This window comes from Actinomadura fulvescens (assembly GCF_039533225.1).
Classification (GTDB): domain Bacteria; phylum Actinomycetota; class Actinomycetes; order Streptosporangiales; family Streptosporangiaceae; genus Spirillospora; species Spirillospora fulvescens.
Window position 1 is genome coordinate 66497 of sequence record NZ_BAAATD010000014.1, and the last position, 14515, is coordinate 81011.

A 14515-nucleotide genomic window follows, 5' to 3' on the forward strand; every position below is an offset into this window, starting at 1 on the left:
CTCACGGGGAGAAGGCCTTGCGGTAGGCGCTCGGGGGGACGCCGACGGTACGGGTGAAGTGGCGGCGGAGGTTGGCGGGGCTGCCCAGTCCAGAACGTTCGGCGATCCGGTCGATGGGCAGGGTGGTGGTTTCGAGGAGTTCGCGGGCGTGGTCGACCCGGATGTTGCGCAGCCAGTTCATCGGCGTCGTGCCCGTCACGGTGTGGAAGCGGCGGATGAGGGTGCGGGTGGTGACGTTCGCCTGTCGCGCGAGGGCCGCGATCGTCAGCGGCTGGTCCAGGCGCCGGCGTGCCCAGTCCAGCAAGGGAGCGAGCTGGTCCATGTCATCGATGACGGTGCCGGAGTCGATGTACTGGGCCTGGCCTCCGGGCCGATGTGCGGGCATGACCAGGCGTTTGGCGAGGGCGTTCGCGATGGCGGTGCCGTAGTCGGTGCGGACGATGTGCAGGCAGAGGTCGAGGCCGGCGGCGGTTCCCGCGCTGGTGAGGACGTCGCCGTCGTCGATGTAGAGCACGGACGCGTCGACGAGGACCTTGGGGTGGCGGCGGGCGAGCAGGTCGGCGTGCATCCAGTGGGTGGTGGCCGGGCGCCCGTCGAGGATGCCCGCGGCCGCCAGCACGAACGCGCCGGAGCACAGCGAGACGATCCGGGCCCCGTTGTCATGGGCGGCGCGGACCGCGGCGACGAGTTCGGGCGGCTGCGTGTCGTGGACGTCGTGGCACGCGGGGATCACGACGGTGTCGGCTTCGGCGAGGGCGTCGAGGCCGTGGTCGGTCTCGGGGGAGAAGCCGGCGGCGGTGCGGGGGCGCTCGCCGGCCGGGGCGCACAGCCGGAAGTCGTACCAGGAGTCGGTCAGATCCGGGCGCCGGTAGCCGAACACCTCGCACGGGATGGCGAGTTCGAAGATCGGCACGCCGTCGGTGACGGCGACGGCGAGGGTACGGGACGTCATGTCACTATTTAAGCGCTCATTGTCGTTCTTGCCACTTGGCGCCATGATACGCCGTCGGTGATCATGGCTTCCATGGGAGACGACGCACCTGGCTTGATCACCGAAGAGGCCTTTCCGCTGGGCCGCGGGTCGTTCGACCCTGCCTCAGGGCCGGCGGACGGGCTCTGGCGGCGCGTCCTGGAGGTTCTGCGCGCCGAACGGGAGCAGATCGCCGCGCGGCCGGTGAGCGCGGAGGCCGACGTCGGCAGGTTGAGATCCGCCGTCGGTTCGTACGACTTCGACGAACCGGCCGAGCCCGGGGTCGTGATCGACGAGGTCGTGGCCCTGTTGCGCGAGAGCACCGTCCACACGACCCATCCCCGCTACTTCGGCCTGTTCAACCCGACGCCGACGCTGCTGGGCGTCGTCGGCGAGACCCTCGCCGCGGCGTTCAACCCGCAGCTGGCGGCGTGGTCGCACGCGCCGGCGGCGGTGGAGATCGAAGCGCACCTCCTGCGCTTCCTCGGCGGGCGCATGGGATATCCCCCCGGCGAGGTGGCCGGGTCGTTCACGAGCGGCGGCGCGGAGGCGAACCTGACCGCCGTGCTGCTGGCGCTGACCCGGATGTGGCCCGAGTACGGCACCGAAGGGCTGCGGGCACTGCCCGGCCGGCCCGTCCTGTACGCGTCGTCGGAAAGCCATCTGGCCTGGCTGAAGATCGCGCACGCCACCGGCATCGGCCGGGACGCGGTACGGCTCGTACCGGTCGATGCCGGGCTGCGCATGGATATCGAGCGGCTGAGAGTCCGGCTGGAGACCGACCGCGACGCCGGTGACGAGCCGTTCATGGTGGTCGGAACGGCCGGCACCACGGGGGCCGGTGTCATCGACCCGCTGCCCGAGCTCGCCGACCTGTGCGCTGAGTTCGGCGTACGGTTTCATGTCGACGCCGCTTACGGCGGAGTCGCCGCCTTGTCCGATCGGCTACGGAACGAACTGGCCGGGATCGAACGGGCCCACTCCATCACCGTCGACGCGCACAAGTGGCTGAGCGTGCCGATGGGAGCCGGTGCCCTGCTGTGCACCGACCGCGAGGGCCTGGCGGAGACGTTCCGGGTCTCCACCTCCTACATGCCGGCCGACATCCCCGACACCGTCGATCCCTACACCTCCAGCCAGCAATGGTCGCGCCGGTTCACCGGGCTGAAACTGTTCCTCAGCCTCGCCGTCGCGGGTCGCTCCGGTTACGCCGAGCAAGTGGAACGCGATGTCGACCTCGCCGGAATCCTGCGCCGACGGCTCACCGACTCTGACTGGCTGATCGCCAACGACACACCGCTCCCGGTGGTCTGCTTCGCCGACCCCGCCGCCGGTGCCCTTCCGTCCGGCGAGTCCTGGGAGCACCACAGCGCGCTCGCGCAATCGGTCGTGCGGAGCGGACGCGCCTGGATCAGCCCTGTACGGCTGAACGGGCGCGCGGCACTGCGCGCCTGCGTCATCAGCCATCGCACCACCTCCGCGGACGTCGACGACCTCGTGCAGGCCGTGAACGACGCGCGAAAGGGCCAGCGCGCCTGACCGTCAGATCGGCGGTTTGTGGCTCAGTTCGGGTTCCTTCCGACGAAGCAGAGGAACTCGGTCTGCGGGTCGGCGCCGTCGGGCACCGGCGTCTTGGGGCCGAACGCCCAGGGCTGGCGCAGCGCCTCGTCCATCGGCTTGAGGTGCTCGTGGACGTGGGCGACCAGGCCCGGGTCGAGGCGTTCGTCGCCGCCGGTGGCGCGGGCGAGGTCCCAGGTGTGGATCAGGACGTCCTCGGGAAGCACCTCGATGACGTCGGTGAACGGGACCTCCCCGACCGGTGTGGGCATTTTGGCCGTGTGACAGGCGGGATCGTCGATGGCGGCGGTCAGGGCCGCGCTGATCTCCTCCCAGGCCGCGGCAAGGTCGGCGTCCGGTGCCGTGGCGGGCAGCGTCCCCATTTCGGCGAGCCCGATGCCGTGCAGTTCAGCGGGCCGGGCGCCGCGGACGGTGGCCACGACACGGCGGGCCTCGTGGATGACGTGAACGGCGACGTCACGGGCCGTCCAGGCAGGGCAGGGGCTGGGCGCGTTCCACCGGTCCGCGGGGACCGCGGCGATCCTGGCCTGGAAGCCGTCGGCGGCACGGCGAAACCGTTCCGCCTGGGCAGACATGGTCACAAGGGGTTTCCTCTCAGAGTTGGTCGAGCACGCTCCGCAGAGCACGCATCACGTGGGAGCGCCAGCCGCCGCCCATGATCGTGCGGGAACGCTGGTGCAGGGGGTTGTCGGGATCGAAGCCCTCATGCACGAGGAACAGCCGGGTGCCGCGCCCCTCCGGGTGCAGCGTCCACGTGATCGTCCAGTCGGCCGCCGGGCCCTGGGTGGGCGCGGTGTCCCGCCAGCTGACGCGGAGCATCTTCTCGATCTCGAAGGCGAGCACCTCGGCCTGGACGATGCCGGAGAACCCGGTGGCCGGGACGGGCTTGGTGCGCATCGTGTACCGGTGGCCCACCCGCAACCGGAAGTCGCCGGGCATCAGCCACCGGGCCAGCAGTTCGGGTTCGGTCAGGGCCCGCCACACCTTGGCGGGCGGGTGGGCCAGGAACTGGTCGACGCTGATCGCGTTCATGTCATCACTGGTCACGAGCCCTCGGTATCAAGGTCGTCGAGGACGTCGCCGAGCTGGGCCAGGCGTTCGCGCCAGAACCGCTCGAACGGATGCAGCCAGTCCTGCACCTCTTCCAGCGCCTGGACCTCCAGCCGGTACAGCCGCTGCCGTCCGTCGCGGCGCTCGCTGACCAGCCCGGCCTCCCGCAGCACCCGAAGATGCTCGGAGAAGCTCGGCCGTGCCATGGCGAACCCGGCGGCGAGCTCGGTCACCGGGCGCGGGCTGCGTTCCAGCAGCAACTCCAGTACCCGGCGGCGCACCGGGCTGGCCAGCGCGGCGAAGACCTGGTCCTCAGCCACGCCATCACCTCGCGGACGCCGGCTTCTCCGACAGGATCAGGCCGTTGCCGTCCGGGTCGGCCAGCGTGGCCTGCCGTCCCCAGGGCAGGTCCTGCGGCCCCTCGACCGCGATCCCGGCCCGGGTGAGCTCGGCGCAGTCGCCGTCCAGGTCGGCCGTCTCCAGCATGAGCCCCGAGACGCTGCCGGGCTGGAGCCCGAGCTGGTCGGCGGTGGCCAGCGTGAAACTGGTCTGCGCGCCCTTGGGCGCGACCTGGACCCAGCGCACCGGCCCTGCCTGCCGGTCGGCGACGACCTCGAATCCGAGCGCGCCCGCGTAGAACTCTTTGGCGCGGTCCTGGTCGGTGACGGGCAGCGTGACGAACGTGGCGTGTGTGATCTGCATGGCTCCCACTATACGTAGGAATTTCCCTACCTATCAACCCCGTGGTGTCAGGCCCGGATCTGTGGAGGGGGATCACAGGTCCTTGCCGTAGATCCGGTAGGTCTTGGCGTGGGTGCAGCCGAGGGCCGTCATGCTCTGGTTGATGGGGCGGTTGTCCTCCAGCGTCCAGCCGAACTCGGTGGTGCCGCGGTAGCCGCCCGTTCGCGCGGCCTCCAGGAAGCGGCCGTACAGGAGGAGTTCGAGGCCGCGTTCGCGATAGCCGGGGACGACGCCGAGCAGCAGGCCGCGCGTCTGGGTGATGGCGCGGGCGGCGCGCGACAGGCGGAGCAGGCCGATGGGCGTCGACCGGCCGCGGGCGGCGGAGAGGGCCTGGTTCACGTCGGGGACGGCCAGGCCGGCGGCCACCGGCTCGCCCGCGGCCTCGACGAGGAGGACCAGTGAAGGATCGACGATCCTGCGGAGGCGGCGCGCGAAGGCCGTCAGCTCGGCGTCGGTCATCGGCACGAAACCCCAGTTGTGCCGCCAGGCGACGTGGTACACGTGCCTGATCTTGGCCAGGTCCCGGTCGAAGTGCCGCAGGTCGAGCGTCCGCACGCTGACCTGCTCGCGCCGCTGGACGCGCTCGTAGAGGCGCAGCAGGCGATCGCCGGGCGGTTGCGTGCCACGTTCCCAGGTCCACAGGTCCTTCGCCTTGGCCAGGCCGCAACTCTCCAGCAGCGCCGGATAGTAGGGCGGGTTGTACGGCATCAGCACGCGGGGCGACGTGTCGAAGCCGTCCACCAGCAGGCCGCACTCGTCGTTGGTGGTGAAGTTGAACGGGCCGAGCATGGTCGCCAAGCCCCGGCGGCGCAGCCACCCGGAGGCGGTGTCGATCAGGGCCCGGGCCACCGCCGGGTCGTCCTCGCATTCGAACTGGCCGAAGAAGCCGTCGCGGGCCTGGTGGACCTCGTTGTGGCGGGGGTTGTGCACCGCGGCGATCCGCCCCACCACCCGTCCGTCACGGCGGGCGGTGAACAGCTCCGCGTCGCCGTACGCGAAGAACGGGTTGTGCCGGCGCGACAGCAGGCGACGGCACTCTCCGCGCAGTGGCGGTACGAAATGCGGGTCGCCCTCGTACAGCCGGTACGGCAGCTCGACGAACTCCCTCAACCGGGAACGCGTGCGGACGGGCTCGACCGACGGCTTGCGGACGGGATCGACCGGCAGCTCAGGGCCGGGTGAAGACGAGGCTGGCATTGTGACCGCCGAAGGCGAAGGAGTTGGAGAGGATCGCGCCGGGCCGGAGGGGACGCGGCCGGCGCACCACGTCGATCTCGCAGCGGGGGTCCTGCGTGCGGAGGTTGATGGTGGGAGGGATGGTTCCGTTCTCCAGGGTCAGCACGCTGACCACGGCCTCGATCGCCCCGGCGGCCCCGATGGCGTGGCCGGTCACGCTCTTGGTCGCGGTGACGGGGACATCGAAGCCCAGCAGCCGGGCGATCACCTGCGCCTCGGTGACGTCGTTGAGCTCGGTGCCGCTGCCATGGGCGTTGACGTGCGCGACCTGGTGCGGTGAGAGGTCCGCGTCGGCCAGGGCCTGGCGCATGCACCGCTCGGCGCCCTCGCCGTGCGGGTGCGGGACGGTGAGATGGTGGCCGTCGGTGGTGCGGCCGTAGCCCGCCAGCTCGGCGTACACGTGGGCGCCGCGCCGCAGCGCGCGATCGAGCCGTTCCAGCACGACGAACGCGGCGCCCTCGGCGAGCACGAAGCCGTCGCGGTCGGCGTCGAACGGCCGGGAGGCGCAGTCGGGCTCGGCGACCCGCTGCGACAGGGCACCGCACAGGGCGAACGCCAGCAGCAGCGTGGGCGTGACGCACGCCTCGGCGCCGCCGGCCACGACCAGGTCGGCCGAGCCGTCCCGGACCAGGCGCAGGCCCTCTCCGATCGCGTGGCCACCGGAGGCGCAGGCCGTCGAGATCGTGAGGCTCGGGCCGAGGGCCCGGTGGCGCATGCCGATGAACGCCGCCGACGCGTTGGCCATCACCTTCGGGACGTGCAGCGGCGAGGGCCGCCCGAGAAAGGCGGCCTCGGCCGTCTCGTTCCCGGCGAGCCCGGTCCCGGTCACCACGGCGCGCCGCTCGGGCGGCACCCCCGGCTCCCCGGCGTCGGCCAGCGAGTCGTCGGCCGCGCACACGGCCAGCAGGGTGGTGCGGTCCATCCGGCGCGCGTCCCGGCCCGTCACCCGGCCGGCGCCGATGTCGGGGACCTGGCAGGCGAAGTCCACCGGCAGGCCGTCCGCGTCGAACGAGGTGATGGTCCGTGCCGTGGACTTCCCGGCGATCAGCGTGTCCCACAGCGTCGCGGGATCGTTGCCGGCGGGGGTGCGCACTCCCACGCCGGTGACGGCGACACGTACCCGATCAGGTCTCACCGGGCGTTGATGCCGTGTCGAACGAGCGAGATCACGTCCGTGGGCGTACGTACCCGGCTCGTGTCGTCCAGCCGGATGACCAGGCCGAACCGGTCCTCGGCCGCGGCGGCCAGCTCGGCCATGTCGAGGCTGTCGGCCTCCAGCTCCTGGCGCAGGTCGATGTCCCGGGTGATGGTCGCGGGGTCGACCGACAGTATCCGCGCACAGATGGAGCGCAGCTCCTGGAAGATCTCGTCGTCGCTCATGCGTGATCACCCTAGCCAACCGAATGGTGACGGTCAGTTACCATCCCTCGGTGATGGACGTCTTCGACAAATGCGTGCGCCGCCGGGACATCGAGCTCGCCTCCAAGGATCTGCCCTTCTACCGGCCGATCGAGAAGCGGCTGCCGGGCGGCGAGGTCCTGGTCGACGGGCGTGCGGTGCTGATGGCCGGCTCCAACGACTACCTCGCCCTCTCCGGCGATCCGCGGCTCCAGGCGGCCGCCGTCGAAGCGATCCGCGGGCTGGGTACCGGCAACTCCGGGTCCCGCGCCCTCAACGGCACGCTGGCGCTGCACGAGAAGCTGGAGGAGGAGCTCGCCGGGTTCCTCGGCCACGAGGCGGCGATGGTGGTCTCCACCGGCTACCAGGCCAACCTCGCCCTCAGCCCGCTGTTCGGACCGGACGACGTCCTGTTCGCCGACCGGCATGTCCACGCCTCGCTGGTCGAGGCCGTCCGCCTGGGCCAGGCCCGGTTCCGGCGCTACCGCCACAACGACGCCGCCGATCTCGCCCGCATGCTGGCGACCGCCGACCCTTCCGCCGGCCGCCTCATCCTCACCGAGGGCATGTTCTCCACCACCGGCGACCTGTGCGACCTGCCCGCCATCAGCGACCTCGCCCGCCGCCACGGCGCCCGCGTCGTGCTCGACGGCGCCCACGACATCGGCCTGCTCGGCACGTACGGGGGCGGGGTGGCCGAGGACATCGCGGTCGACGTGCAGACGCTGACCTTCTCCAAATGCTTCGGCACCATCGGCGGGGCCGTGACCGGGTCCCGGCGGGTCATCGACTACCTGCGCTACCACGCCCGCGCGGCGCTGTTCTCAGCGTCGCTGCCGGCGGCCTGCACCGCCGCCGCGCTGGCCGCACTCGACATCATCCGCGGCGAGCCGGAGCGGCGGTGGCGCGTCCTGGCCGCCGCCGAGCGCCTGCGGGCGGGCCTGGCCGAGCTCGGCTTCGCGGTGGTCCCGGGCCGTACGCCGACCATCCCGCTGCACATCGGGGACACGCCGCTGTGCCTGCGCGCCTGGGCCGAGCTGCTGGACGAGGGGATCTTCACCAACGCGATGATCCCGCCGAGCGTTCCGGAGGGCAGGGCGCTGATCCGTCTCAGCGTCACGGCGGACCACGGTGACGCGCACCTGGAGCGCGTGCTGGACGCCGTCGCCGCCGTCGGCCGCCGCCTCAACCTGATCGCCTGCGCGGGTGCGCGCTGATGCGGCCGGCGAGCCGAGGAGAGACGATGCGTGACCGGCGACCGCGCGCCTTGCCGTGGCCGGAGCCCATGGTGATGCCGGCGGCCCTGCTGCTGGGCGAGCGTGTCATCGACGACATGTTCCGCTCGGCCGGCGGCATGTTCGAGTTCCGGTTCCCCGGCCTCGGCCGGGCCGTGATGGTACGCGACCCGGCGATGGTCAGGCAGATCCTGCGCGCCTCGCCCGAGGACATCGACCAAGCCGGGGCCAACCGCGTGCAGGAGCCGGTCATCGGCCGCCTCGGACTGGGCCGGCTGGACGGCGAGGAGCACCGGCGGCTGCGCGGGATCCTGCTGCCGTCGCTCCGGGGCGGGGAGCTGCGTCGCCTGCGCGAGTCGACGGCGTCGATCGCGCAGCGCACGGTGGACGCCTGCCCCGCCGGCACGCCGTTCGCCCTGCTGCCACGGCTCCGCGTGGCGATGCTCCAGTCGATCCTTGCGATCACGGTGGGCACCGGCGAGCGCGTCGACGAGTGGAACGCGCCGTTGCGCCTGCTGCTGCGGCGGGCCGACTCCATCGAGATCACCGTGCGGTACTTCCTGCGGCACGCCGGGGGACTGGCGCTGTGGCCGTCATGGCACCGCCTCCACGCCGAGTGCGACCGCCTGGTCTACGCCGAGATCGCCCGCCGCCGGCGGCGCGGCGAGGACCGGGACGACCTGCTCGGCGTGCTGATGCGGGCCCGCGACGACCACGGCGCGCCGCTCACCGACCGGGCGCTGCGCGACCAGGTGATCAGCGTGGTGGCCGGCGCGCGCACGACCACCGCCACCGGGCTGGCCTGGGCGTTCGAACGGGTGGCACGCCATCCGGCGGCGCTGCGGCGGCTGACGGCCGAGGCCGACGAGGGTGGTCAGGACGGGTACGCCGCCGCGGTGGCCTACGAGGCGCTGCGGGTGCGGCCACCGGTCGCGTTCATCGGGCGGATGGCGCGGCGCCCGTACGAGCTGGGCGGCCACCGGCTGCGGCCCGGCACGATGATCGTGGTCCACCTGCGGGCCCTCCACCACGACCCTGACCTCTTCCCCGATCCCGCGGCCTTCCGCCCCGAGCGCTGGCTCGGCAGGCGGCCGGGCGGGTACGGCTGGATGCCTTTCGGCGGCGGCTCGCACACCTGCATCGGCGACCATCTCGCCATCATGCAGATCAAGACCTTCCTGCACGTGTTCGCCCGTTCGGTGGCCATCGCCCCGGCGGACCCGGGAGACGAGCCGGTCAAGTGGCGCGCCGTCAGCAACGCTCCGCGCGACGACTGCCGCCTCGTGCTGCGCCGGCGGTCAGACAGCGGCGTGCAGCTCGCCGAGGGCCTGCCGCAGCAGCGGGAGCAGCCGGTCGGTGTGGCGGACGCCGGGCTCGAACACGGCTGAGACCGACACGTCGGTGTCGCCGGACATGATCATGATCATGCCGGCGCTTCCGGGCGCCAGCGGGGGAACGCTGAAACGGTCTCGGCCTCCGGGGAACTCGCCCTTCCATCTGAGCACGCTGACGTCGAGCCGTGTGGCGGAGCGGGCGTTGGCGAACGGCAGGACGCACCGGAGGATCGGACGGACCAGACCGGGAGGCGCCCGGTAGATCTCACGGCTGCCGCGGCGGCACAGGAGAACCCTGTCGAGGCTCGTCTGCTCGACGACCCGGCGCAGGCGGTCCCGCGGTGAGGGCTCGGCGCAGGGCAGGACCACCGGCATCAGGCCCACCTGGTTGCCCAGGCCGGTGTTGCCTCGGCGGCCTCGCAGGCTGACCGGCATCGGGACCGTCATCCCTCGCCGGGGCGCGCGTTCGGGTGCCGTCACCGCCGTCCATTCCCCCAGGGCGCCGGCCACGACGGCGAGGGCGATCTGGGCGAGGCCGGCGCCGGACTCCCTGGCGATCTCGCGGAACGGCGTGATGGCCAGGCTGCCGACGTGCAGGCGGGGAAGCAGGGTGCCGGGGTCGCCGGACGTGTACCAGCGCGGCGGTCCCGGCATCAGCCGCGCCAGATCGCCCAGGGCCCGGCGGGTCGCCCCCGGCACACGTACCGGCGATCCGGAATCGGGGACCGGATGGGGCAGCGACTCATCGCCGGTCAGAGCCCGGACCGCACTCAGGACGCCGAGGCCGTCCTGGAACGCGTGGTGGGCGCGGTAGCACAGGAGGTGCTCGTCCGAGGTGTAGCCGTGCAGCACCAGCAGGCTCCACAGCGGGCGGCCCCGCGACAGCGGCCGGTCGCGCATGGCCGCGACCACGGCCTGGTGGGGGCTTTGGCCGGGCGACAGCCGGTGGTATTCGACGTGGTCAGCCGGTTCGAACGCGGGATCGGGCACCCATCGGAGGCGTCGGCCGGCCCCGGCCAGCCGATAGGCCAGCACGGGCGCGTGCGCGACCCTGTCGGCGACGAGGCCGCGCAGCGCCCGCGGCGTGGGCGGGGGACCGGGCATCCGGGCGCCGACGACGATGTGCATCCGGGCGTCGTCCACCGCGGCGTCGCTCAGGCAGAGGGTGTAGTGGTCCCCGAACGTGAGCGGCACCCCGTCCGGCCACCCGGCCGGGCGCGACTCGGACCGCAATTCTCGCCAAAATGCGGAAACACCCAAATTCCCCCCTGAATCCCGAGCGCGGTCACTCCTGAACTACACCAGTTGACCATTCATTGCTTTGGGCGGAACTCCAATTCGCACCGCCCGTCGGTGCACGAGCGCCGCAACCGGCCCATGGAGATGGTCTGCACCAGCCCGATCGCCCAGCAGGCCGGGCACCCGCGGAGCGCCAGCAGGCCGATCGGCGCGAGCAGGAGGCTCGCCGGCCCGAACACCGGCAGCAGCGCGAACGAACCGATCAAGGCCCCGAACCCCACCATGCCGCGGAGCAGATGCCGGGGCAGCGACGTGCTCGCGAAACTCGGCCTGTCAGTCATCGCCGCCTCCCGGGTCCCGCAGCGCGTGGTGAACCGCCGCACGGGCACGGTGCAGCCGCGACTTCATCGCCGGCACGCTGAGGCCGAGCGCGTCGGCGGTCATCCGCCCGCTGTAGCCCTGCACGTCTCGCATGATCAGTACGCGCCGCTGGTCGGCGGGCAGGGCGGCGATCGCCGCCGCCACCCGGCCGGCCTCCAGACGCCGCAGCACCTCGTCCTCGGCCGACACCGTGCCGACGTCGGGAACCGGTCCGTCGTGCCGCGGCCTCAGCCTCGCCCGCCGCAGGCACTCGTTGCGAACGATCCGGAACATCCACGACGCCAGCGCCCCGGACGCCCGCAGCGTCCCGATCTTGCGATACAGAATGATCAGCGCCTCCTGCGCGGCGTCCTCCGCGTCCTCGGGCGAGGCGCACAGCGAGCGGGCGAACCTCCGCACATGCGGATGGGAGCCCGACACCAGGGCGGCGATCGACTCGACGTCACCACCCCGCGCGGCGGCGATCAGCCGCTCACCGGGCCAGGTCGTCTCAGCCACGCGAACGACCCCGCCGGCGCAGCACGGTGACACTGCAGGCACAGATGAGCACGGCCACACCGATCACGGCGGCACCAACGATCACGACGACCTCCCGTTCCCGTCCGGCACTGTCGCCGGACACCCCCATGAGAGGAGCGAACGGGTCCAAAGGATTCACACCACCCGCCGTCCGCGTTCTCGACCTGCCCGACACCTAGTCCCCAATGCCTTCGGGCTCGCCCTGCACACCTTCGGCGATCTTGCGCGCCTCCCGCTTGGCGCGTTCATTTGTGCCGCGGACGGCCACCGTGATGCCCACGCCAGGGCGCTTGACCCAGGCCAGGCTGGTGAAGCCCCGGCCTACCTGCGGTTCGAAGGGGAACACCGCGGGTTTGCCGTGCACCCTGCCCACCTTTGGCGGCTTCGTTCCGGGATAGGCCGCCGCGACGAACGAATCCAGATCCTTGACCGCCTTGCCGAAGAAGACGATCACGACGACCTCTTCGCGCTTGCTGAATCCTCCGCTCGTCCAGGACGCGACCAGCGATTTCCAGCCGCGTCCATCATCGCCTCCCGCGCTCGGCTGGCGGGCCAGGTTCGCGATCGTGGGCAGGTAAGTGATCCGCATACCGGCGACCGTGGGCACCAGAGGGCTGCCGGACGGGCTCGGCGTGGCGGTGGCCGCAGGGCGCCCCGACCCGTCGTCCCGAGGCGCCGCGGTGCACGCCGCGGCGGGCACCACCGCCAGCAGCAGCAAGGTGGCGGTCTTGAGCAGGGCAGAGCCACGCCCGGCGACGAATTGGTCGAGCGAACCGTCCATCCGATTACCTTTCGCACAGAGTTGTCCGTTACAAAGGCGCTTGGATGGCAGTCCGGGTTTACCTGTTTCACGATGCTTCCGCGCCGCGGCCGAGTTCGTTGCCGTGGACTTACCTGAGCAGCAGATCGGGGTGGCGTCGCACTCACACGCCCGTCGCATCAGGTAGCGGACGGCTGCGCGACCTCGATAGCCGGGCATGGAGGTCATCGGTGTCGGCATGGGGCGGACCGGGACACTGTCGCTGAAACACGCGCTGGAGCGGCTCGGTTTCGGCCCGTGCTACCACATGGTCGAGATCCAGCGGGAGCCCGAGCGCGGCCGCGCGTGGCTGGACGCCACCGAGGGCAGGCCGGTCGACTGGGGTGAGGTCTTCCGCGGCTACCGGTCCACCGTGGACTTCCCCGGACGGTCGTTCTGGCGCGAGCTGACCGCGTACTATCCGCGCGCGAAGGTGCTGCTGAGCGTCCGTGATCCGCGGCAGTGGTACGAGAGCGCCATGGCCACGATCTACAACCCGGCCAACGCCGCCGAGCCCGGCCCGATCGACCGGGCGTGGCGCCGGCGGTTCCGGCACGACTTCGGCTGCGCGCCCGAGGACGGCGAACGGGTGATCGCCGGATTCCGGGCGCACACCGCCGCCGTCCAGCGAACGATTCCGGCCGGCCGGCTGCTGACCTACGAGATCGGCCAGGGCTGGGAGCCGCTGTGCGCCTTCCTCGGCGTCGAGGTCCCCGGCGAACCGTTCCCGCACCTCAACGATCGATCCACCTACCTGCCTCCGGGATCTGCCGGTTTCCCCCTCGCCGGACCCGCCTGCTGATGCCCGCCTACGGAGGACGGCCGATATGACGAGCCGGGACACCCGAGCAGAGCTGCACTTCCCGTTCACGACGCCCCCTCCGCTGACGGTCCCGCCGGAGTTCGCCGAGCTGCGGGCCGGCTGCCCGGTGGCGCGGGTGGCCTTTCCGACGGGGTACGAGGGGTGGCTGGTCAGCAGCTACGAGCACGTCCGCACGGTGCTGACCGATCCGCGCTTCAGCCGCGCCGCCGTCAACCGGCCGGACGCGCCCGTCATGCGCCCGATCATCCCCGACTCCCGGTCGCTGCTGAAGAAGGACGGCGCGGAGCACGCCCGGCTCCGCAAGATCGCGGTGCGTGCGTTCTCCGTGGCGAGCGTGCGGGAGCTGCGCCCGTTCATCGCCCGCACCGCCGATTCCCTGCTCGACGACATGGTCGAGGCCGGGCCTCCGGCCGACCTGGTGAGCGCGTACGCCCAGCCGCTGGCGATGGCGGTCATCTGCCGGGTGATGGGCGTGCCGTATGAGGATCGTCAGGCCATCGCGAGCTGGTTCGGCCGGCTCCTCGGCCTGTTCCCGAACGCGGCCGGCGAGATCAGCGCGGCCAGGTGGGAGCTGGACGCCTACATCAGCGAGCTCGTCGACGCCAAGCGGAGCGCGCCCGGTGACGACGCGCTGAGCAGCCTGATCAGCGCACACGACAACGGCGAACTGACCGGCCGGGAGCTCACCGACCTCGGATGGTCCCTGCTGTTCACCGGCTACCCGTCGCAGTGGATCTCCATCGCCAACGCGGTCCTGCGGCTGCTGCGCCATCCCGATCAGCTGGACCTGCTGCGCGCCCGGCCGAACCTGCTGCGCGGCGCCGTCGAGGAGTCGCTGCGCGTCAATCCGTTCTCGGTCGCCGGCATCCTGCTCCGGATCGCCCTGGAGGACGTCCGGCTGGGCGGCGTCACGATCCGGGCCGGCGAGTCCGTGGTGCCGGCGGCGATCTCGGCCAACCGCGACGAGAGCGTGTTCCCGGACGCCGACACCTTCGACATCCGGCGCACCCCCAACCCGCAACTGGCCTTCGGCAAGGGCCCTCATTTCTGCCTGGCCGCCCGGCTGTCGCGCGTGGAGATCGAGGTCGCGCTGAAGGCGATCCTGAGGCGCCTTCCCGGCCTGGAGGTCGCGGGCGGCGGAAACGAGATCAGGGTCCGGGACGACATGGTCCTCTACGCTCTCACCGCGGTGCCGGTGACCTGGTGAACGGG

Annotated in this window: 17 protein-coding genes; 5 read left to right on the forward strand and 12 right to left on the reverse strand. The window is 71.9% G+C overall.

The genetic code is table 11. The features are described 5' to 3' along the window. Position 1: 1 nt before the first annotated feature. Complete coding sequence (locus tag ABD333_RS38305; RefSeq protein WP_344547505.1) at positions 2–952, reverse strand: GlxA family transcriptional regulator; 951 nt, start codon at positions 950–952, stop codon at positions 2–4. Between the two features lie 72 nt (positions 953–1024). Here ABD333_RS38305 and ABD333_RS38310 point away from each other — a divergent pair, with 72 nt between their 5' ends. Further along, complete coding sequence (locus ABD333_RS38310) at positions 1025–2509, forward strand: pyridoxal phosphate-dependent decarboxylase family protein (RefSeq protein ID WP_344547506.1); 1485 nt, start codon at positions 1025–1027, stop codon at positions 2507–2509. Positions 2510–2532: 23 nt separating this feature from the next. Here the strand turns inward: ABD333_RS38310 and ABD333_RS38315 are convergent, their stop codons facing one another. From ABD333_RS38315 to ABD333_RS38345, 7 genes are all read right to left on the reverse strand, one after another. Next, the gene (locus ABD333_RS38315; protein WP_344547685.1) at positions 2533–3123 is read right to left on the reverse strand and encodes a TIGR03086 family metal-binding protein; all 591 of its coding nucleotides are present in this window, start codon (positions 3121–3123) and stop codon (positions 2533–2535) included. 19 nt (positions 3124–3142) lie between these two features. After that, positions 3143–3595 carry an SRPBCC family protein gene (locus ABD333_RS38320; RefSeq protein ID WP_344547507.1) on the reverse strand — a complete coding sequence of 151 codons (453 nt, stop codon included), beginning with the start codon at positions 3593–3595 and terminating at the stop codon, positions 3143–3145. Next, positions 3592–3918: an ArsR/SmtB family transcription factor gene (locus ABD333_RS38325; protein WP_344547508.1), complete on the reverse strand. Its 327-nt coding sequence runs from the start codon at positions 3916–3918 to the stop codon at positions 3592–3594. The genes ABD333_RS38320 and ABD333_RS38325 overlap by 4 nt, the downstream gene beginning before the upstream one ends. A 4-nt stretch (positions 3919–3922) precedes the next feature. Next, a complete protein-coding gene (locus tag ABD333_RS38330) occupies positions 3923–4300 on the reverse strand; it encodes a VOC family protein (protein WP_344547509.1) in 378 nt (125 codons plus the stop codon). 72 nt (positions 4301–4372) lie between these two features. Further along, positions 4373–5536 carry a GNAT family N-acetyltransferase gene (locus tag ABD333_RS38335; protein ID WP_344547510.1) on the reverse strand — a complete coding sequence of 388 codons (1164 nt, stop codon included), beginning with the start codon at positions 5534–5536 and terminating at the stop codon, positions 4373–4375. Next, the gene (locus tag ABD333_RS38340; RefSeq protein ID WP_344547511.1) at positions 5508–6710 is read right to left on the reverse strand and encodes a beta-ketoacyl-[acyl-carrier-protein] synthase family protein; all 1203 of its coding nucleotides are present in this window, start codon (positions 6708–6710) and stop codon (positions 5508–5510) included. Before ABD333_RS38340 ends, ABD333_RS38335 begins: the two co-directional genes overlap by 29 nt. Continuing rightward, the gene (locus ABD333_RS38345; RefSeq protein WP_344547512.1) at positions 6707–6955 is read right to left on the reverse strand and encodes an acyl carrier protein; all 249 of its coding nucleotides are present in this window, start codon (positions 6953–6955) and stop codon (positions 6707–6709) included. Before ABD333_RS38345 ends, ABD333_RS38340 begins: the two co-directional genes overlap by 4 nt. 53 nt (positions 6956–7008) lie before the next feature. On the opposite strand from ABD333_RS38345, the gene ABD333_RS38350 reads away from it, so the two are divergent. Together ABD333_RS38350 and ABD333_RS38355 are read left to right on the forward strand one after the other, a co-directional pair. Continuing rightward, positions 7009–8190 (forward strand): aminotransferase class I/II-fold pyridoxal phosphate-dependent enzyme, encoded by a 1182-nt coding sequence (locus ABD333_RS38350; RefSeq protein ID WP_344547686.1) that lies wholly within the window; start codon positions 7009–7011, stop codon positions 8188–8190. A 26-nt stretch (positions 8191–8216) separates the two neighbouring features. Then, positions 8217–9596 (forward strand): cytochrome P450, encoded by a 1380-nt coding sequence (locus ABD333_RS38355; RefSeq protein WP_344547513.1) that lies wholly within the window; start codon positions 8217–8219, stop codon positions 9594–9596. Here ABD333_RS38355 and ABD333_RS38360 read toward each other — a convergent pair. The 4 genes from ABD333_RS38360 to ABD333_RS38375 all read right to left on the reverse strand — a co-directional run bounded on the left by ABD333_RS38360 (position 9507) and on the right by ABD333_RS38375 (position 12462). Next, on the reverse strand, positions 9507–10775 hold the full coding sequence (locus ABD333_RS38360; protein WP_344547514.1) for a wax ester/triacylglycerol synthase domain-containing protein: 1269 nt from the start codon (positions 10773–10775) through the stop codon (positions 9507–9509). The two genes, ABD333_RS38355 and ABD333_RS38360, sit on opposite strands and share 90 nt — an antisense overlap. Positions 10776–10855: 80 nt before the next feature. After that, complete coding sequence (locus ABD333_RS38365; RefSeq protein ID WP_344547515.1) at positions 10856–11122, reverse strand: hypothetical protein; 267 nt, start codon at positions 11120–11122, stop codon at positions 10856–10858. Further along, positions 11115–11660, reverse strand: coding sequence for an RNA polymerase sigma factor (locus ABD333_RS38370; protein ID WP_344547516.1), 546 nt, complete (start codon positions 11658–11660; stop codon positions 11115–11117). The genes ABD333_RS38365 and ABD333_RS38370 overlap by 8 nt, the downstream gene beginning before the upstream one ends. Before the next feature lie 196 nt (positions 11661–11856). Then, positions 11857–12462: a hypothetical protein gene (locus tag ABD333_RS38375; protein ID WP_344547517.1), complete on the reverse strand. Its 606-nt coding sequence runs from the start codon at positions 12460–12462 to the stop codon at positions 11857–11859. A 196-nt stretch (positions 12463–12658) separates the two neighbouring features. Between ABD333_RS38375 and ABD333_RS38380 the strand changes: the two genes are divergently transcribed. Beyond that, positions 12659–13282 (forward strand): sulfotransferase family protein, encoded by a 624-nt coding sequence (locus ABD333_RS38380; RefSeq protein WP_344547518.1) that lies wholly within the window; start codon positions 12659–12661, stop codon positions 13280–13282. Positions 13283–13307: 25 nt separating this feature from the next. Then, a complete protein-coding gene (locus ABD333_RS38385; protein ID WP_344547519.1) occupies positions 13308–14510 on the forward strand; it encodes a cytochrome P450 in 1203 nt (400 codons plus the stop codon). The last annotated feature ends 5 nt before the right edge of the window (positions 14511–14515 follow it).

Bases quoted from the DNA above. Each gene is read 5' to 3' on its own strand.
- ABD333_RS38305 (WP_344547505.1), bottom strand. From the start codon at position 952: ATGACGTCCCGTACCCTCGCCGTCGCCGTCACCGACGGCGTGCCGATC.
- ABD333_RS38310 (WP_344547506.1), top strand. From the start codon at position 1,025: ATGGGAGACGACGCACCTGGCTTGATCACCGAAGAGGCCTTTCCGCTG.
- ABD333_RS38315 (WP_344547685.1), bottom strand. From the start codon at position 3,123: ATGTCTGCCCAGGCGGAACGGTTTCGCCGTGCCGCCGACGGCTTCCAG.
- ABD333_RS38330 (WP_344547509.1), bottom strand. From the start codon at position 4,300: ATGCAGATCACACACGCCACGTTCGTCACGCTGCCCGTCACCGACCAG.
- ABD333_RS38335 (WP_344547510.1), bottom strand. From the start codon at position 5,536: ATGCCAGCCTCGTCTTCACCCGGCCCTGAGCTGCCGGTCGATCCCGTC.
- ABD333_RS38345 (WP_344547512.1), bottom strand. From the start codon at position 6,955: ATGAGCGACGACGAGATCTTCCAGGAGCTGCGCTCCATCTGTGCGCGG.
- ABD333_RS38350 (WP_344547686.1), top strand. From the start codon at position 7,009: ATGGACGTCTTCGACAAATGCGTGCGCCGCCGGGACATCGAGCTCGCC.
- ABD333_RS38355 (WP_344547513.1), top strand. From the start codon at position 8,217: ATGCGTGACCGGCGACCGCGCGCCTTGCCGTGGCCGGAGCCCATGGTG.
- ABD333_RS38365 (WP_344547515.1), bottom strand. From the start codon at position 11,122: ATGACTGACAGGCCGAGTTTCGCGAGCACGTCGCTGCCCCGGCATCTG.
- ABD333_RS38375 (WP_344547517.1), bottom strand. From the start codon at position 12,462: ATGGACGGTTCGCTCGACCAATTCGTCGCCGGGCGTGGCTCTGCCCTG.
- ABD333_RS38380 (WP_344547518.1), top strand. From the start codon at position 12,659: ATGGAGGTCATCGGTGTCGGCATGGGGCGGACCGGGACACTGTCGCTG.
- ABD333_RS38385 (WP_344547519.1), top strand. From the start codon at position 13,308: ATGACGAGCCGGGACACCCGAGCAGAGCTGCACTTCCCGTTCACGACG.